The following is a 17,543-nucleotide window of genomic DNA, read 5'->3' on the forward strand; positions in this document are numbered from 1 at the left end:
GCCGTGGTCACAAAGGCCACCTATCCCCCGGCGATGAACCGGCGCTCGTGGTAGATCAGGCGGTCCGCGGCCGGCCCGAGCACGACGCCGACGACCTCGGCGACGACGACGGTCGACGAACCGACCGGCAGCCGGTGCAGCGGCACACAGCGCAGCGCTGCCTGCGCGCCGCGCAGCACCGGCTCTCCGGTGGGCAGGCTGTCCCATCCCTGATCTTCGGTGAAGCGCGGGCCGCCCGGGCGCGCGAAGTCGTGCGCGAGGCCGGCGTGTGCCGCCCCGAGCAGGTTCACGACCAGGCGGTCGGCGGCGGTGATCACCATGGCCGACGGCGAGTCCATGACGGAGAACGACAGGGCCGCCGGCGCGAGCGACACCGACGCGACGCTGGAGGCGGTCAGCCCGGCCGGGCCGTCGGGGCCCATGACGGAGATGACGGCCACGCCCGTCGGATATCCGCGGAAGGCCGCCTTGAACAGTTCCACCACGCTGGTGTCAATTCCGGCACTCACCGTTACGACGGTAGAACCTCAACCCCGGTCGAGGTCAACCCTACAAATCCGGTCGAGGTCAACCCCACAGCGGACGAGCGGGTGCCAGAGGTCACGGGTGCCGGCAGGCCTCATCCGGCGCGGTCCGCGGGATCGACCCGCGGACCGCACCGCTTCGACAACGACCCATCGCCACGCCGAGTCCCTTGGCCTCGGCGGCGGGACCGTGCCACGGTCTGCGAGCGCGACGCCCGCCGGGTCCGCCCCAGGCTGGACGCCACCGTCCGTGCCCCGCGCGCGCCCTGAGCCGTTACGCCGTCGGCGGCTGGAACGCGGGCGGCGCTGGCGGCGCCGGGTAGCCACCTTGCACGGGCGGAGCCGGATAACCACCCTGAACCGGCGGGGCCGCGTAGCCCTCCGGCACAGGCTGGGCCGGGTAACCGGCCTGGACCGGCGGGGCCGCGTAGCCCCCGGGTACGGGCGGAGCCGGGTAACCGCCCGGAACTGGCGGCGCCGGGTAACCACCCTGAACCGGCGGGGCCGGGTAGCCATCCGGCGCGGGCGGGGGCGGGTAACCGCCCGGAATCGGCGGCGCCGGGTAGCCACCCTGCGCGGGCGGCGCGTACGGGGCCTGGCCCGGCTGAGGTCCGGCAGCGGCCTGGAACTGCGGCTGCGTGGACTCTTGGCGCCGCTTCAGCGCGGCCCGCACGCCCCGGATCACCAGCAGCACCGGCATGATCAGGATCTTGAGGCTGATGATGATCCAGCCGCCGAAGAGCAGGACCCAGCCGGCCCAGATCGCCATGGCCAGGCCGGCCACGACGCTCAATATCCGCCAGCCGATCTTGCTGCCCGGCAGCAGGCCACTACCGATCGTGGCCAGCCCGCCGATGATGTAGAACACGAGCAGCACGTTGCCGCCCGTACCGTCGAGATTCACGCCCGTTCCTCCCCTTGGGTCGTTCTGCGACGTGAGACGGTACAAGATCGGGTCGCCGGCCGCTGTCCCGCAGCCGACGACCCGAATCACGGCGACCGAGCGATCACGCGGACAGTCGGAAGTAGTCCACGTTGAAGCCGCCCGCCTCGCAGTACAACGTGACGAGCTGGTCGCCGGCCGGCAGCGTCACCGTGGCGTGCACCGACCGGTAGGCGCCCCAGCCGCCGGTGTCGGGGACCGACACCGTGGCGAGGACCTGGTTGCCCGCGTCGCGGAAGGTGACCGCGTTCGCCGCGGTGGCGCCGCTACCGTTGGCGACCCGCAGCTCCAGGTCGTAGGTGCCCGGCTGGGCGACGTCAAGGCGGTACTGCAGCCAGTTGCCCGGCGCGGTCCAGCCCACGTTCTTGCCGCCGCTGGCCGCCGGGTTGTTCTCGATGAAGTTCGCACCGCCGTCGGCCCAGCCGTGCTCGGCCACGTAAGCCTCGGCCTCGACCTTCTCGCCGATCGGCGCGCCGTGCGGGCGGATCGTGACGTGCACGGCGACCTCGTCGCTCGCCGCGCCGTCGGTCACCCGGAACTTCAGCTCCAGGTTGCCGGCGGTCGTCGGGTGCAGGCTGACCTGGCCGGTCGCGGCGTCGACGGTGACCCCGTCGGGCAGGTCGACGGCGTAGAACGCGAGCGCGTCGCGGTCGCGGTCGGTGGCCCGCAGGCGGAACGTGGTGGTCGTGTACTGGTCGGCGATCACGTCCGGCGCCGCGGCGAGCACCGGCGCGTGGTTGCCGTGCGGGCGGGGAAGCTTGGCGTGCCAGCGCAACGTCGCGTACGCCCCGGCCGGGACGGTCTCGACGAACTGCTGCCCGGCGAGCACGACCCGCACCGTGCGGGCGGTGGCGTTGGCGTTGCCGACGACCGCGACGAAGTCCTCACCGTCGCGGTACACGACGTTGCTCACCCCGCCGGACGCGGCGCTGGACTCGACCCGGGTGTGCTGCGGCCCGAGGTACTTCGCGAACTGTCCCATGGCGTAGAGCTCGTCGCGCACCGTGTACGTGCGGGCGGTGGTGTCGACCTTCACCAGCCGGTCGGGCCACTTCGTGGTGGCCGCGACCTGGTCCCAGTCGACGTTGTTGTCCCGCAGCGGCGTCCAGTGCAGGGTGCCACCGTCCTGGTCCGTCGCCTGCGCCCACAGCACGTAGGAGGAGGCGTCGAGCCGGAAGTAGCTCAGGATCGTGGCCGGCGACAGGTCGCTGGTCTCGGTCATGTGCACCGGCTTGCCGGTCTGCTCGAAGGCGTCGCGCATCACCGTGGGGTCGCCCCAGTAGGGGTGGAACGCGATCGCGTCCGTGGCCCGCCGCGCCGCCGGGTCGTTCAGGATGCGGTAGTAGTTCTTGGTCTGGGTGCTGTTCGGGTCGCGCCAGTCCCAGAAGTTGAAGTCGTGGACATAGAGCTGCACGTCCCGCGGCAGGTAGCGCTTGATCGCGACCGCGAGCTTCTGCTGCTGCTCGACGCTGATGTCCATGGCCGGGTAGACCACGTCCATGCCTGGCTCGTTGAGCAGGGTCAGCGCGTCGACGCGGATGCCGTGGCGCGCGTAGGCCTCGACGAACTTCGCGTAGTAGCGGGCGAAGACGTCGATGCAGTCGTCGCGCAGCTTGCCGGCCTGGTAGTGGTCGGTGGTGCTGCCCGGCTTGAGGGCGACCTCGCCGAGGAACTTGTTGTTCGTCTTCATCCACGCCGGGGCGCTCCAGGCCGAGGCGAAGAACGTGGCCCGGGGGTTGTACTTCTGGATCAGCTTGATGGTGTCGATGATGTGCAGGTCGACGTCGCGCTTGATGGAGAAGTACTTCAGGCCGAAGTCCTCGGTGACGCCGGGCGGCAGATCGTCCTCGGACCAGAACGGCAGGTGCTCGATGAGGTCCGGGCTGCCGATGGTGAGCCGGAAGCGGTCCAGCCCGGCCCCGGTGCGGGGGTCGACGAGGAGCCGGACGGCGTCCTCGCGCTGCCGCGGCGTCAGCTTCCACAGGTTCGACACGCTCGTCTCGTCCAGCGAGAAGCCGATCCCGGAATACCGCTGCCTGATCCGGCTCGGATCGACCACGACCGTGACGTCGGCCGCGGTGGCCGCCCCCTCCCCGACCCGGACCGTCGGCAGCGACTGCCAGGCGTGCGCGGCGCCGGTCGAGTAGGTGCCGGTCACCACTTCACCGCGAGGTGGGGGCGCCGCCGTCGCGGGGGCGCCAGCGCCGAAGAGCGCGAGCATGGCCGTCGACGTGACGATGACGGATCTCCGCACCGTGTCTCCTTTCGTTCCACAGTGGACCGTCATGCGTCATCGCGGGCAGGGTGAAGCGCCGGACACGTCCGGTTGCCGGTATGCGGTCCTGTCCGAGTCCACTGGCGGGGTGGTGGGGGTACCGCTAGAAAACACGCCGCGACAGGAGCATGTCAATGAATCACTGGAACTTTCTTCGAGTCTTGGTCAAAGTGTTTATGAAACACGCGTCAACCAACGATCGGCGCCGGTCCCGTAGAGCCGCGCACGACCAGGTCCGTGGCCAGCTCGACGTGCAGCGCGTCGAGCTCATGGCCGGTCACCATCCGGCCGAGCAGGCTCACCGCCATCCGCCCCATCTCCCCCAGCGGCTGGCGGACCGTGGTCAGGGCCGGGTGGGTGGTGCGACTGACGTCGATGTCGTCGAATCCGGCCACCGACAGCTCGTGCGGCACCCGGATCCCGCGCTCGACCGCGGCCTGCAGCGCGCCGACGGCCATCTTGTCGTTGAAGGCGACCAGCGCCGTGGGGCGCTCCGGCCGGTCCAGCAGCTCGGCGGCGGCGGCCCGGCCGGCCTCCACGGTCGGGTCGGACACCGTGCGCACCAGCTCGGGCGCCGGGTAGACGCCGACGCCGACCAGCGGGGCGGTGTAGCCGGCCAGGCGGTCGCTCATCGCCATCCAGTCCATCGGGCCGCCGAGCACGCCGACGCGGCGGTGCCCGAGCTCGACCAGGTGCGTCATCAGCCGCCGGGCACCGGCGAAGTTGGCCGCCGACACCGCGGCGATGTTGCGCGGCGGCGCGGTGCGCGGGTCGACCACGACGAACGGGAACCCCTGGTCGCGCAGCCGCTCCAGCTCCTCCTCCGGCTCCGGGGGCAGGATCAGGATCGCGCCGGTGACCTGCGGCCAGGCCGTCAGGGTGGGTAGCACCCCGGTGCGTCCCCAGGCGGACTCCCCGGCGTCGACGACCGCGTGCATGCCGTGCACGTCGAGCGCCTCGGTGATCGCCGAGACGATGAGGCCGAAGTAGTCGCTCAGTACGTACGGGCAGCGCACGTAGACCCCGTTGTCGGCCTTCGGCACGCCGGCGCCCCGCCGTCGCGGCGCGCGCCGCCCCAGGCCGCCCATCGCCTGCAGGACGCGGTCGCGGGTCTCCGGTGCGACGTTGGCCCGCCCGTTGAGGACCCGCGACACGGTCGCGATCGACAGGCCGGTCTGTGCGGCGACGTCCCGGATCGTGACGCGACCTTCCTGCGTTGTTTCACTGCCCTGTTTCATCGCCGAACAGCGTAGCCCGCGTGCCGCATCGAACCGGTGCGCCGTTGCTGGCAGTACAGCAGGGCGCCTGTTCAACGACCTGCCGTACTACCGCGTGCCGCGCTTCAGCCGCGGGCGAGCGACAGGATCGTGTCCATCGCCTTGAGCCGGTCGGCGTCCTTGCCGAGCAGGCCGTCGGGGACGATGAGCTCGTCGAGGCCGATCCCGCGATACTCGGCGATCGTGTCGGCCAGCGCCTGCGGCGAGCCGCCGATGACCGGGAACGGCGCCTCCGGCAGCGGGCCGTCGACCACGACGAGGGCCTGGGCCGTGCGGGCGATCGCCTTCGCGTCGCGCCCCTGCGCGGCGCAGAATTCGTCGAGGACCGCGGACTTGTGCGCGATGACGCCCGGCAGGCCCCAGGTGTTCCAGACATCGGCGTACCGCGCGACGATGCCCAGCATCCGCTGCTCGCCCTTGCCGCCGATGAGGATCGGCAGCGGGTCCTGGACCGGCTTGGGCTCACAGACCGCGTCGGTGAGCCGGTAGTACTCGCCCTCGAAGGTCGTCCGCGGCCGGCGCAACAGGCCGTGCAGCACCTCCAGCGCCTCGACGAACCGGTCCAGCCGTTGCTTCACCGGGGGCAGTTCGATGCCGTACTGCTCGTGCTCGTTGACCTGCCAGCCCGCCCCCATGCCGAGGGTGAACCGGCCGCCGGTCACGTGGTCGGCGGTCGCGGCCATGTTCGCGAGCACGGCCGGGTGGCGGTAGGTGTTGCCGTACACCAGGCTGCCGAGCCGGACCCGGGGCACCGCGGCGCCGAGCGCGGCGAGCAGTGTCCCGCACTCCAGCATCGGGGCCATGGAGTCGCGGCCGGGTGCGGCGTTGGGCATGAAGTGGTCGGCGACGTAGACGCCGTCCCACCCGGTCGCCTCCGCGTGCCGGGCCACCTGCAGAATCTCGTCGTACCGCTGCCCGGCACCGGGCCAGATCGAAAGTCGCATGCCTCCTCTATACCGCGACCGCGAGGCCAGGCGTCGATCACCCCGCCGCGCGGGTCAGACGAACGTCTGGGGACAAGAACCCTCACTGCCGAGTTCACCCGCGTCTGATGATCCGTACCACGGATAAGGAGCGGATGCCCGCCGGCATCAACGGCCGGCGTCCGCCCCGAACATCTGTGTAAGGTCCTCACGGTCGATGATCCGCAGCAGATCAGGCAGCTCCGACAGTCTTTCCCTGACCTCGGCCCACTCCCAGACGGCCCTAGCCTCGCCTCCTCGCTGGAACCGGGCTTGCTGATGCGCCGGTACGCCGAGTTCGTCCGCAAGCTCCGCCCAGCTGTCACCAAGTCGCCGGCAGAAAGCTCGCTTCACGGCCGGCAGATATGACCGCGGCCGTTCGGACGCTGACGCCTCCGTCGGCGCGTTGGTCGCCAATCGCGTACCGATGGCGGCCGGGCGATCCGCCTTGAGCTCACGCAGCGCGAGCGCCGCCACCTCCAGGTGCCAGAGCCGCTCGGCATGGCTCAGTTCGGCACGCCCGACGGTGCGAAGCGCCGACGCGAGAAGCGTCAGCCGATGTTGCCGGGTCCAGTCGGCGACCACATGCCGCCTCCTCGCCCACCCCTCGGCGGCGTGATGGATGCGTGCAGCGACGTCGTGATGCCAGGCCGACTCCGTGCGTGGCGGATGCGCGGCAGGCGTCACCATCGCATCTGCGAACACAGCGTTGAGCACCGGATCTGCACAGAAGTCGACCCTGCTCGCGACGCCGGCCAGCGCGAGCTTCACCGGGTCGCGCGACACCGGCATACCCGAAGAGAATCGGCCATAGTCGATAAGTCGGAACAGGTCGGCCCGAACGACTCCAGCGTCGACTGGAACGAGCACATTGCCTGGGTGCAGATCGCCGTGACCGTTGCCTAGGAAGACCAGCACGCGTAACGACGGGTCAGCCTCCCGGTTGAGAAGCGCGACGGGGTTGGGCAGCACCTCGCGTCGATGAGCTAGCCGGAACTCCGATACTGAGCCGTCGCCAAGACCCGCAGTCTCGGCGAAAGCTCGGACGTCGGCTAACCGAGCCCCAAGATCCTCACGCAGGAACTGGCCCGCATCGACATTCATCGGCTCGGGGTCGGCCGTCCCCCAATTCCAGTTCTTGGCGATCGCCTCGATTACGGTGGCGCAGTAGGCGCCGAACGACATATGTCCCTGCAACTGGGCGAGCGTCTGACTCTCCGCTCGGTCGGGCTGCCCCACCTCCTGCAACTGCACCCACCACCGCGATGGCCCCTCCACAGGCGCCGACGGCATCGTTCGCACGAGATGCGCCTCGGCGAACTCAGGCGGACTGAGCTGCCAGGCGAGGCTCGACGCGCGGCCCTCGCGTCTCGCGAGGTCCGGCGGTAGCAGCTTAAGCACCGCGCCGGTCAGCATTCCGCGCGGCGGATGCACAACCACGAGGGCCACGTATGAGCCGCTCCGGCCGTCCGTCAGCCAGCGCCGATGGATGAGGTTGAACGACTGCCCGGCGATCCAATCGGACAACCCCGCAAACACAGCGTCGGGTAGCGCCTCTCGCCATGGCTGCTCATCTGCGAGCGACCCGAACTCGGTTGCACCCGTCAACGGCTCGCCCTCTCGTCAACCGCTCTCGATTGGTGGAATCGCCTCGCTAAGCTGAGGTCAGACAGGGGAGGCGCATTGACTGACGTCATGGACCAGGAGTCCGACAAGATTGCCGGGCCGACAACGGAAGACGGCGTCATCACGACGTCAGCGAACAACATCGAACTTCTGCGCTGGCACCTCGATCGATACGACCGGCTGCGGTCCTCGACCGCGAACCGGGCATCCGTGATACTGAGCGCCGCCGCAATCCTGTCCGCAGCCAACGCGGTGATCCTGTCGCAGGTGCTTACCGGACCGATCCACGACCGGCAATGGCTGTTTGCAACCTTCGGTGTGGCACTGCTCGCCAGCACCGCACTCGTCGTACTGTCGCTGATCAGGTCCGCGAGCGTGCTGGTCACCAGCCGCGACAGCCGTGCACTGTTCGGGGTCGGGGATGAAGTGCCCCCAGGCCTCATCTTCAACGGCACCGACACGGTGCAGCGGTTGCGCTCGTTTGCGGAGTTCGCGAACACGGTCGAAAGCCAGCAGGAGGCGGACATCTACCGGGCGGCACAGGTCGAGCTCTGGATCGGCATTAAGCAGCACCGCTACCGGTATGTACGGCTGCGCAGTGCCGGTCGACTGCTGCGCTGGGCCGCCGTCACCGTGCTGCTGGTACTCGGCTCGGTCGTCGTCGCCCTCATCTCCCTCATGTGACGGCGTCCTCATCGAGCACATTCACTAAATCCTGTCGATCGATACCACGTAGTGCATCGCGGAGACTGCCGAGCCGCCTGCGCTGTTCCAGCCAGTCCCATATGTCGGCCGCCTCCCGTCCGGCGGCGAAGCGGCGCTGGTGCGGTATCGGGATACTCAGCTCGTCGGCCAGATCCTCCCAATCACGGTCCAGCCGGCCGCATACCTCACGTTTCGTTCGTCCTGAGTACATCGGCAGCCCATCAACCGGATCGTCATCGGCACCCGCGTCGGCGGGTCGGGAGATGTTGTTGATCTTTCCGGAACCGAAGACCGAACCGACCGCGTTCACGGGTCCGTAGAAGTAGTTTGATGTGTGGTTCACATCGTCCGGCACAATCGCCTCCCTTGGTTAGGAACGGGTACCGCCACTACTCGTCTCCATCGTGCCGCTGCCGAAGACCGACCCGCGCGCGTCGACCGGCCCGGCAAAGAAGTTGAAGTTCGTGGTGATGATCTGGGAGGCCTGGGAGTGGTAGTCGCCCGTGTCCAAACCCTCCTCCTCCAGGAAGTCAAGGAGCGCGGCCAGCACGCGCCGCTCGATAATGCGCCAATGGCGAATGACATCGCGAACCTGGAAGTAGTTGACGGCCTTGGCCGCCTGCCGGGAGAGCCGTTCGGCGTCCTTGAGGGCCTTCAGTGCGTTGCGCTCGGCTTGCGGATCGGCCTCCTCGATCAACAGAACGTCGCGCTGTGACGGCGCGACCAGCATGGTCGCGGGCAGGGCCGCTATGTGCGCTACATAGCGTGACACGGACCCGTCCTCCCGCACGCTGAAGCGCGTACCCGGGTCACGTGCGTACCGCGACGGGCCGTGCCGCCAAAAGGCAGGAAGCCGCCGTGCGACGAACACGGCCACCGTTCCGAGGCCCGGCAGAACGCGACGCACCTCTTGAGGTAGGTAACAAAGCCGCCTCAGGATGCCGGCCGAATGGACATGGCGCCACAGTGCTCGGCCGGAGTCCGGAATGTGAAAATCCGGACGGGTCGGCAGCAGCGCCCATGCCGAGAACTCCACGTACAGCACCCGTCCTTGCAGCGATATATGCACGAAGACGTTCGTGACAACCTCGCCGTCCCACGCCTCCACGCGGCAGGAGAGGTAGTGCCGGGCTGGCCCGGTCGGGTTCGTGCGTGCGACGTGGATCGCGTCCTGCTCTTCGGCGGGAACCGACCTGGCCTCACTCCCGACGACGAACACACGGTCGGCGATGTTGAGGCCGGGCAGTTCGGCCTCGGGATTGTCGTCGGCATGCAGCTTGTGCAACTGCTCCTTCATCTTGCGAGTGAGCTTCCGCGTCGTAAACTCGATCTTGTCCAGCTCTCGCTTCGCCACGGGGATGCCGGGATCGTCTCCGGCGGCGGAGTCCGGTTTCTTGAGGAGCCGCAGGTTGAGGTTCCACGTGCTGAGTTCCTCGCCGCTGCCGATGAAGGGCCGGTAGTCCGCATAGTAGGTGACTCGACTGCGCTCCTGCTCCGCGATGCAACGCATCCGGTTGTTGAGATGGTCATCGGTCAGTGCTCCCGACTGCAGCATGTGGCCGAGCAGCAGCTGACGCACGATCGCGATGAGGAATACCACGAGCGCGACCGCGGCGAGATCGAACGATGCCTGACGGATCGCGTCGAGCACGGATGCCGCGACCGGACCGTTGCCCCAAATGCTTGCCACACTTTCGTACCCCAACGCAACGACCGCCGATACGATGAGAACCGACCAGGCGACGGTGAACTCAACGAGGACCAGCCGGAGACGGAGACGGAAGTCGGAGAGCCGATCGATCGAGGGGCCTTCACGGAAGTACCTCGCGATCCCCCCGCAAAGCCTGCCCAGCGTCAGCGCGAGGTGCCAGGTCATCAATACGCCGCCGGCAACGACCAACGCCAGCGGTGAGCGCAGCAGGCCGACGGCGACCACGCTCGCAACAAGCACATGCTGCGTCGTGTCGAGCCACCATGACCGCCGGGCGTGAAACGTCACCTGCGCCAGGTCGAAGCCGTACGACGGCGCCACATAGCGTGAACGATCGGCATAAGCATCGAGTAGCACCCGCTGGCAGAAGTCGCTGTCCAGATAGGTGCCCGCGCTCAGGCGGCGGGTGGCGAGCGTGAAATCCACAAAGGCTCCGTCGTCTCGATCCGTCCGTACCCGGCACGCAGGGACTCAGGGCGGGACACGCTGGTATTTCCGTCGAATCCGCCGAGCGCATCCTACAATCGACCGATTTCACTGTCGATGCGGAATGGATCGTGATAACAGCCAAAGTCGCGGTAGGCCGATCGGATGCACGGCGTCCTATGGGTCCATCACTTCGGATGCCATGGACGTCCGGAAATCGAACGCGGCTTCGTCCCCCGTCTCCGTCGGCGCACGCCTGGCACGGGGCCGGCAGGCTCTCTGCGGCGTTCTGCAAAGTAGCTGTTCCACCCGCGCTCACCAGCACGTCGAGCCTGCGGTCGAGCGCATCGGTGCCGGTAGTCAGCGTGACGGCTGGGTTATCGACGAGGTTGCACGCCTTACGCTCGTGCGGCCCGGTGCAGAGCCGCAGCGCTTCGTCGAGCCAGACCGCGAGCAGGGGCGTCACGTGTGGCCGCCCGCCGGGCCGGACTGTCGCCAGCCAGTACACCCGGCCGTCACGAACCGGTCCCGCGCGACGCTAGACGATGCCGCCTCGGCGGTGGGTCGCTGTACTCTGGTCGAGCACACTCTCCGGCACCGGAGCCCCGCCGCTGCGCTCGCTAAAAGGTTGGTATGCCCGATGCTCCCACGCTCGCCTCGAATCCTCTCGGCGGTCTGGGGAACGATCGTCGTGGAGGATCTCGGCGAGGTGAAGGACCTCAAGGCTTGGCCGGGCGGCGCCCGGGAGTGGGACTGGACCGAGACCGGGACACGCCACTCCTCCGGCATCCAGCCCGCCGACGTTGAGGAACTGCTGGACGCGGGCGCGACGACGGTCGTGCTGTCGCGCGGCATGGAGGAGCGCCTGGAGGTCGCCGCGGCGACGCTGGAACTGCTGCGCGCCCGCGGCGTGGAGGTGCACGTCGCGGAGACCTCGGAGGCGGTGGAGATCTACAACGACCTGACCGCCGCCGCCCTGGTCGGCGGTCTGTTCCACTCCACCTGCTGATCGCCCCCGGACCCGATAGGTCGGGCGCTGCGCGCCACTATGGGCATCGACAGGCACGGCACGACCGCGATTCGCGGAACCACTCACAATCGCCCAGGAGCACGGCGTGCGGCCTGCGCGGGCCCAGCCGTACACGCTGCACGACGACGGCCGCCCTCGGCCGGCGCGTTCGCGATCGACTTCCGCAACGCGGCGCCGCGACGGGCGTGCTCCAGGTCCGATCGGCGGACGCCGCGCTGCCCACACGCACCCACACCGTCGAGCCCGGGAAGCAGGTCACCGGCGTCTGGCCGGCCGACACCGGCCTCGACCTGTCGGTACACGGCCCGAACGGCTTCTTCCGCCGCGGGCCCGCTACGACGCCCGCCGCCAGGAGATGGCCCTGGAGCTAACTAACCGCGGCGTGAAGCGGGTCGAGCTCGCCGTCGCCGACCGGTACTCGGGTAACCGCTCGGCGCTGGCGCTGCGCCCCGGCGAGCCGTCGATCAGTGATCCGGCGATGGGCGGCCTGCTCTGACCCGACCGCGTCGGCGCCGGTGGGATCCGGTGCCGGCGCGGCTCGCGTCATGGCGGGGATCGCTCAGGCGGAGGCGCGCAGGATCAGCTCCGGGTTGAAGATGACCGATCGCGGCGAGCGGTTCGGCTCGCGGATGCGGGTCAGCAGCAGCTGCGCCATCTCGCCGGCCATCTCCTCGACCGGCTGGCGGACCGTCGACAGGGGCGGGTGGCATTCCACGGCCGCGGTGCTGTCGTCGAAGCCGATGACCGCCACGTCCTCGGGCACTCGGCGGCCGGCCTCCTGCAGCACCCGCATCGCGCCGTCGGCCATGAGGTCGTTCGCGACGAAGACGCCGTCCACGTCCGGCAGCTCGCTCAGCAGGCGCGCGGCGGCGCGCTCGCCGCCGGAGCGGGTGAAGTCGCCCTCGGCGTGGGACGGTTCGAGGCCGTGTGCCCTGGTGGCCGCCTCGAAGGCGGCCAGGCGGTCCTGCGCGGCCGGCATGTCGAGCGGGCCGGTGATGGTGGCCAGGCGGCGGCGGCCGAGTGCGGCCAGGCGGTCGACGGCCAGCCCGACGCCGGCGCTCTGGTCGACGTCGACGTAGCTGATGGTGACCGGGTGCCCGGGGCGGCAGGACAGCACCGCCGGCACGCCGAGCTCGACGAGCTGGGCCGGCAGCGGGTCGTCGACGTGGCTGGAGATGAGCAGCGCCCCGTCGACGTGGCCCTGCCGGAGGTATCGCAGCAGATGCGGCCGCGCGGGCGGGTCGGCCAGGAAGATGACGAGGTGGATGCCCAGCGGCCGCAGCACCTCCTGCGCCCCGGCGGTGACCCGGCCCAGGAACGGGTCGGTGAACATCCGGGTCAGGAACGGTGTGGAGTACCCGCGGTTCTCCGGCTCCGACACGACGAGCGCGATCGAGTCCGTGCGCCGGGTGACCAGCGAGCGGGCGGCCAGGTTCGGCACATACCCGGTCGCGGCGATCGCCCGCTCGACCGTCCGGCGAAGCTCCGGGTCGACGGTCTGCACACCGTTGATGACCCGGGAGACCGTGGCGCGTGACACCCCGGCGTAGTTGGCGACCTGCTCGAGGGTGGGCGGTCGCGAGTCGCTGCCCGTCATGGCTGCCACGGTAGATCGTGCCCCGATACGTTGAGGAGCCGCGGGTGGACGGACTCGCATGTCACGCCCACCCGCGGCCGGTTCTGGAGGAGGAACTTTACTTGTAGACCCGCACGTAGTCGACGTACATCCGCGACGGGAACGGCGTGGAGGCGTCGATCGGGCCGGGGAAGTCACCGCCCACGGCCAGGTTGAGGATGATGTAGAACTGGTGGTCGTAGACCCACGGGCCGCGGGTCGCCTCGACGGTGTCCTTGTCGGCCACGAAGATCACCTGGTTGTCGACGCGGAACGTCATGCGCTTGCTGTCCCACTCGACCGAGTACACGTGGTAGTCCAGCGACAGGTCGACCGTGGTCAGCTTCTGGCCGTAGCCGCCACCGCCGTTGTAGGCGGGGGCGTGCAGCGTCGAGTAGATCTCCGTGGTGTTCCTGCCGAGGATCTCCATGATGTCGATCTCGCCGTTGTACGGCCAGGGGCGGCCCTGCAGGAAGTCGGTGCCCATCATCCAGAACGCGGGCCACAGGCCGTTGCCCTTCGGCACCTTGATCCGGGCCTCGACGCGCCCGTACTCCAGGGAGAACTTGTTGCTGGTGTTGATGCGGCCCGAGGTGTAGTCGCGGCCGCCCTGGGTCTCCTTGCGGGCCTCGATGACCAGCGAGCCGTTCTCGATTCTGGTGTTCTGCAGGTTGGTGTAGTACTGGATCTCGCCGTTCTGGCCGGTGCCCGGGTCGATCGTCCACTTGGAGGTGTCGACGTTGGTGCCGGAGTTGAACTCGTCGCTCCAGACCAGGGTGCTGGCCGGGAAGGTCGGGTCGGCCGGCTGCGCCGGGGGCTGCACCGGGTTGCCGCCGGTGCCGTACACCTTGAACTCCCACAGCGAGTAGCCGTAGCCGTTGGAGCGCTGGGTGCCGTACATCCGCACGTAGCGGCCGGTGCCGTTGACGTTCAGGGTCTCCTTGAAGCCCTTACCGGTCGTGGTGCTGTAGATGCTGGTCCAGTTGGTGGCGTCGTTGGAGGTCTGGATCTGGTAGGAGACGGCGTACGCCGGGTCCCACTGCAGCACGACCTGCTTGATCTGCGCCACGGCGCCGAGGTCGACGTAGATCCAGCCCGGGTCGACCCAGCCGTTGGTGGAGCTGGTCGCCCAGCGGCTGGCCGGGTCGTTGTCGAACGCCTTGTCGGGGCTGCACGGGTTGCAGTTCACGTCGTTCTGCCACGTCGAGGCGAAGGCCGGCTTGTTGTACGACAGCAGCACCGAGTTGCCGGGGTTGGTGGACGGCGAGGTGCTCGGTGAGACGCTCGGCGAAGCACTCGCCGAAGCGCTCGGGCTGGTGGTCGGGGTGTCGTTGGACGTCGACGGCACGCTGTTCACCCGGATCTGGAACTCCCACAGCGAGTAGCCCCACTGCGTGGCCCGCGCGGTGCCGTACACACGCACGTAGCGGCCGCTGCCGGTGACGCTGAGGTCCTGCACGCCGCCGGTGCCCGTGGTGGTGCTGTAGATCGTCGCCCAGGTGCTGCCGTTGGTGGACGTCTGGATCGAGAACGCCGTGGCGTAGGCGGCCTCCCAGTTCAGCGTGACGCCGCAGATCTGCTGCACCGACTGCAGGTCGACCTGCAGCCACTGCGGGTCGCCGGCGGCGCTGGACCAGCGGGTGCCGGTGTTGCCGTCGACCGCGGACGAGGCCGGGGTGCCCGCGTTCTCGGCCGAGGATGCGGTGGCCGGCTTACCCTGCGCGGCGTTGGCGGTGCCGCAGCCACCGGGCGTGGAGCCGCCGCCGCCGAACACCTGGAACTCCCACAGCGACACGCCGTACTGCGTGTTCTTCGCCGTGGCGTTGAGCCGCACGTAGCGCCCGTTGCCCGTCACGGGCAGGCTCACGTTGCCGCCGGCGCCCGTGGTCGTGGAGTAGATGTTCGTCCAGTTGGTGGCGTCGTTGGAGGTCTGGATCGTGTACGCGGTGGCGTAGGCCGTCTCCCAGTTCAGCGCGATCCGGCTGATCGACTGCTGGGAGCCGAGGTCGACCTGGAGCCACTGGGGCACCGAGAAGGCGCTGGACCAGCGGGTGCCGGCGTCGCCGTCGGTGGCGCTCGAGGCCGGGGTCGCCGCGTTCTCCGCGGACGAGGCGGTCGTCGGCTTGCCCTGCGACAGCAGGGTCTCGGCGGCGTTGGCGCGGGTCACGACCGTGACGATGTACGCACACAGCATGGCGGCCACCGCGAGCGCGATGACGCCGTAGCGCAGGGTGCGGCGGCTCGACACGGATCTGACGGATCGATGGCCGGGGGCGGAGACCGACCAGTCCATGGATGACTCCTTCGTGGCGGGGGTGTTACGGCGGTGTGAGAGAGCGCTCTCTCAGAAAGCCACAATGAGCCCTCCGTCCACCCCTGTCAATGGCCGCACCGGAATGGGAGAGCGCTCTCCAAGCTCGAATCCGGCCCTGGTCACGGCCCGGTCACGCCGCGTGGAGCGGTCAAGGGCGCCGATGGGAGCGAGTGCGGGAGCGCTCTCTGGACACGGGCGGCCCCCAATGCGGCCCGCGCGGCGAGTACGACGGTGGCGCCGGTCGCCACCACCGGCCCCGGGTTCATTCGCCTCCCGAAAAAAGATTGCGGGCATCGACCGGCTTTGCCAGGCTCGACCCCGATGGCACTCGTGGAGGCACGACAACTGACCAAGGTCTTCCGCCGGCCGGACAAGGACCCAGGCCTGCGGGGGGCCGTCAAGCACCTCTTCACCCGCCGGTTCACCGACAAGGTGGCGGTGGACAACGTCGAGCTGTCGATCGAGGCCGGCGAGGCGGTGGCCTACGTCGGGCCCAACGGCGCCGGGAAGTCGACGACGGTCAAGCTGCTCAGCGGCATCCTGGTGCCGACCTCGGGCGATGTGCGCATCGACGGGCTGTCGCCGCGGCGGGACCGCACGGCAGTGGCGCACCGCATCGGGGTGCTGTTCGGCCAGCGCACCCAGCTCTGGTGGGACCTGCCGGTGTCGGAGTCCCTCGCGGTGCTGCGCGACATCTACGGCATCGACCACGGCACGTATCGCAAGCGCCTCGCCCGCTTCGACGACGTGCTCGGCCTCGGCGAAGTGCTGCCGGTGCTCGGGCGCAAGCTGTCGCTGGGCCAGCGCATGCGCGCCGACCTCGCGGCCGCGCTGCTGCACGCGCCGCCGGTGGTGTATCTCGACGAGCCCACGATCGGCCTGGACCTCGCGGTCAAGGACCGGGTCCGCGAGTTCTTCCGCACGATCCGTGACGAGGGCACGACGGTCATGCTCACCAGCCACGACCTCGGCGACATCGAGGGTTTCTGCCGCCGGCTGGTCATCATCGACTCGGGCCGCATCATCTTCGACGGCGACCTCGACGCGGTGAAGGACACCTTCGCCCGCGAGCGCATCCTCAACCTGGAGACCGAGACGGCCGTAGCGCTGGAGCGGCTCCGCGCGGCGCTGCCCGGCGCGGTGGTCGAGCCGGGCGAGACGCCGACGCAGTTCTCGGTGCGCTTCGACCGGTTCGTCATGACGGCGGGGCAGGCGGTGAGCGCGCTCGCGCCGCTGACCAACCTGGTCGACTTCCACGTCGACGAGCCGTCCATCGAGGACGTCATCCGCCGCGTCTACTCCGGCGAGCTGCTGCTGGACAGGGCATGAGGGCAGGCATCAGGGCATACCGCGCGCACGCGCGGGCGGCGGCCCTGTCCGCCCTGGCGTACCGCGGCAGCTTCCTGCTCTCCCTGGGCGGCGTCGCCTTCCAGCTGGTGGCGCTGCTCGCGGTCTGGCGGGTGCTGCTCGGCGACGGCGGGGCCGCGCAGGTCGGCGGCTTCGACTGGCCACACATGCGCGGCTACCTGCTCGTCGCGTTCGCCTCCGGCGCGCTCGTGGGCACGTTCGTCGACTTCCGCATGTCGTTTCGCATCCGCTCCGGGCTCGTCGCGCTCGACCTCGTCAAGCCCGTCGACTACCAGCGCGCCCGGCTGTGGGAGACGATCGGCGGCGTCTGGATCGAGCTGGCCGTCGTCGCCCTGGTGACCGGGGTGTCCCTGCTGGCCGGCGGCGCGCCCGACCTGCCGCCCGGGCCGGAGCTCGCGCTGTTCGCCGCCTCCATGGCGCTGCTGGTGCCGCTGAAGTTCATCGTGGTGTACCTCACCACCCTCACCTGCTTCTGGACCCAGAACTTCGTCGGCGTGCTGTGGGCCCGCCAGGCGATCACGGCGCTGCTGTCGGGCGCCCTGGTCCCGCTGGCGTACTTTCCCGGCTGGCTGGCGAGCGCCGCGCAGTGGTCGCCGTTCGCGGGCCTGACCTCCACGCCGGCGCTCATCTTCGTCGGCCAGGCCTCGGGCCGGCATGCGCTGCTGCTCGTCGGCGCCCAGCTGGCCTGGCTGGTGCTGTTGTGGTTCGCCGCCCGGGCGCTGTTCAGCCGGGCGCTGCGCCAGCTCACGGTACACGGGGGTTGAAAC

At 69.5% G+C, this 17,543-nt stretch carries 15 protein-coding genes and 1 pseudogene; 5 read left to right on the top strand and 11 right to left on the bottom strand.

Annotation, left to right across the window (positions count from 1 at the left end; genetic code table 11):
• Positions 1-20 precede the first annotated feature (20 nt).
• From AB0367_RS05710 to AB0367_RS05735, 6 genes are all read right to left on the bottom strand, one after another.
• Positions 21-509 carry a flavin reductase family protein gene (locus tag AB0367_RS05710; RefSeq protein ID WP_366224989.1) on the bottom strand — a complete coding sequence of 163 codons (489 nt, stop codon included), beginning with the start codon at positions 507-509 and terminating at the stop codon, positions 21-23.
• A 289-nt stretch (positions 510-798) separates the two neighbouring features.
• Positions 799-1,428: a hypothetical protein gene (locus tag AB0367_RS05715; protein ID WP_366224991.1), complete on the bottom strand. Its 630-nt coding sequence runs from the start codon at positions 1,426-1,428 to the stop codon at positions 799-801.
• A 103-nt stretch (positions 1,429-1,531) separates the two neighbouring features.
• The gene (locus tag AB0367_RS05720) at positions 1,532-3,721 is read right to left on the bottom strand and encodes a carbohydrate-binding protein (RefSeq protein WP_366224992.1); all 2,190 of its coding nucleotides are present in this window, start codon (positions 3,719-3,721) and stop codon (positions 1,532-1,534) included.
• Positions 3,722-3,930: 209 nt separating this feature from the next.
• Positions 3,931-4,980, bottom strand: coding sequence for a LacI family DNA-binding transcriptional regulator (locus AB0367_RS05725; RefSeq protein WP_366224994.1), 1,050 nt, complete (start codon positions 4,978-4,980; stop codon positions 3,931-3,933).
• A gap of 104 nt (positions 4,981-5,084) precedes the next feature.
• A complete protein-coding gene (locus AB0367_RS05730) occupies positions 5,085-5,963 on the bottom strand; it encodes a TIGR03560 family F420-dependent LLM class oxidoreductase (protein WP_366224995.1) in 879 nt (292 codons plus the stop codon).
• 147 nt (positions 5,964-6,110) lie between these two features.
• Complete coding sequence (locus AB0367_RS05735; protein ID WP_366224996.1) at positions 6,111-7,508, bottom strand: hypothetical protein; 1,398 nt, start codon at positions 7,506-7,508, stop codon at positions 6,111-6,113.
• Between the two features lie 168 nt (positions 7,509-7,676).
• On the opposite strand from AB0367_RS05735, the gene AB0367_RS05740 reads away from it, so the two are divergent.
• A complete protein-coding gene (locus AB0367_RS05740) occupies positions 7,677-8,291 on the top strand; it encodes a hypothetical protein (protein ID WP_366224997.1) in 615 nt (204 codons plus the stop codon).
• On the opposite strand, the gene AB0367_RS05745 is transcribed toward AB0367_RS05740, so the two are convergent.
• The 3 genes and pseudogenes from AB0367_RS05745 to AB0367_RS05755 all read right to left on the bottom strand — a co-directional run.
• Complete coding sequence (locus AB0367_RS05745) at positions 8,284-8,667, bottom strand: death domain-containing protein (protein ID WP_366224998.1); 384 nt, start codon at positions 8,665-8,667, stop codon at positions 8,284-8,286. The two genes, AB0367_RS05740 and AB0367_RS05745, sit on opposite strands and share 8 nt — an antisense overlap.
• Positions 8,668-8,682: 15 nt before the next feature.
• On the bottom strand, positions 8,683-10,449 hold the full coding sequence (locus AB0367_RS05750) for a hypothetical protein (protein ID WP_366225130.1): 1,767 nt from the start codon (positions 10,447-10,449) through the stop codon (positions 8,683-8,685).
• 334 nt (positions 10,450-10,783) lie between these two features.
• Positions 10,784-10,957: pseudogene (locus AB0367_RS05755) on the bottom strand (pyridoxamine 5'-phosphate oxidase family protein); the annotation flags it as partial.
• A 132-nt stretch (positions 10,958-11,089) separates the two neighbouring features.
• Between AB0367_RS05755 and AB0367_RS05760 the strand changes: the two are divergent.
• Both AB0367_RS05760 and AB0367_RS05765 read left to right on the top strand, forming a co-directional pair.
• Entirely contained in the window at positions 11,090-11,458 is a 369-nt protein-coding gene (locus AB0367_RS05760) for an MTH938/NDUFAF3 family protein (protein WP_366224999.1), read from the top strand.
• Between the two features lie 113 nt (positions 11,459-11,571).
• A complete protein-coding gene (locus tag AB0367_RS05765) occupies positions 11,572-11,850 on the top strand; it encodes a phospholipase domain-containing protein (protein WP_366225126.1) in 279 nt (92 codons plus the stop codon).
• Between the two features lie 188 nt (positions 11,851-12,038).
• Here the strand turns inward: AB0367_RS05765 and AB0367_RS05770 are convergent, their stop codons facing one another.
• Both AB0367_RS05770 and AB0367_RS05775 read right to left on the bottom strand, forming a co-directional pair.
• A complete protein-coding gene (locus tag AB0367_RS05770; RefSeq protein WP_366225000.1) occupies positions 12,039-13,076 on the bottom strand; it encodes a LacI family DNA-binding transcriptional regulator in 1,038 nt (345 codons plus the stop codon).
• Positions 13,077-13,173: 97 nt separating this feature from the next.
• On the bottom strand, positions 13,174-15,387 hold the full coding sequence (locus AB0367_RS05775; RefSeq protein ID WP_366225002.1) for a discoidin domain-containing protein: 2,214 nt from the start codon (positions 15,385-15,387) through the stop codon (positions 13,174-13,176).
• A 342-nt stretch (positions 15,388-15,729) separates the two neighbouring features.
• Here AB0367_RS05775 and AB0367_RS05780 point away from each other — a divergent pair, with 342 nt between their 5' ends.
• Both AB0367_RS05780 and AB0367_RS05785 read left to right on the top strand, forming a co-directional pair.
• On the top strand, positions 15,730-16,737 hold the full coding sequence (locus AB0367_RS05780; protein WP_366225003.1) for an ATP-binding cassette domain-containing protein: 1,008 nt from the start codon (positions 15,730-15,732) through the stop codon (positions 16,735-16,737).
• Complete coding sequence (locus AB0367_RS05785; protein WP_366225005.1) at positions 16,734-17,540, top strand: ABC-2 family transporter protein; 807 nt, start codon at positions 16,734-16,736, stop codon at positions 17,538-17,540. The genes AB0367_RS05780 and AB0367_RS05785 overlap by 4 nt, the downstream gene beginning before the upstream one ends.
• Positions 17,541-17,543: the final 3 nt, after the last annotated feature.

The organism is Dactylosporangium sp. NPDC051484 (assembly GCF_040689395.1).
Lineage (GTDB): Bacteria > Actinomycetota > Actinomycetes > Mycobacteriales > Micromonosporaceae > Dactylosporangium.

What these genes read in the sequence shown, in the direction of transcription:
- AB0367_RS05785 (WP_366225005.1), top strand. Translation starts at nt 16,734, where the DNA reads ATGAGGGCAGGCATCAGGGCATACCGCGCGCACGCGCGGGCGGCGGCC.
- AB0367_RS05760 (WP_366224999.1), top strand. Translation starts at nt 11,090, where the DNA reads ATGCTCCCACGCTCGCCTCGAATCCTCTCGGCGGTCTGGGGAACGATC.
- AB0367_RS05775 (WP_366225002.1), bottom strand. Translation starts at nt 15,387, where the DNA reads ATGGACTGGTCGGTCTCCGCCCCCGGCCATCGATCCGTCAGATCCGTG.
- AB0367_RS05740 (WP_366224997.1), top strand. Translation starts at nt 7,677, where the DNA reads ATGGACCAGGAGTCCGACAAGATTGCCGGGCCGACAACGGAAGACGGC.
- AB0367_RS05730 (WP_366224995.1), bottom strand. Translation starts at nt 5,963, where the DNA reads ATGCGACTTTCGATCTGGCCCGGTGCCGGGCAGCGGTACGACGAGATT.
- AB0367_RS05780 (WP_366225003.1), top strand. Translation starts at nt 15,730, where the DNA reads ATGGCACTCGTGGAGGCACGACAACTGACCAAGGTCTTCCGCCGGCCG.
- AB0367_RS05770 (WP_366225000.1), bottom strand. Translation starts at nt 13,076, where the DNA reads ATGACGGGCAGCGACTCGCGACCGCCCACCCTCGAGCAGGTCGCCAAC.
- AB0367_RS05725 (WP_366224994.1), bottom strand. Translation starts at nt 4,980, where the DNA reads ATGAAACAGGGCAGTGAAACAACGCAGGAAGGTCGCGTCACGATCCGG.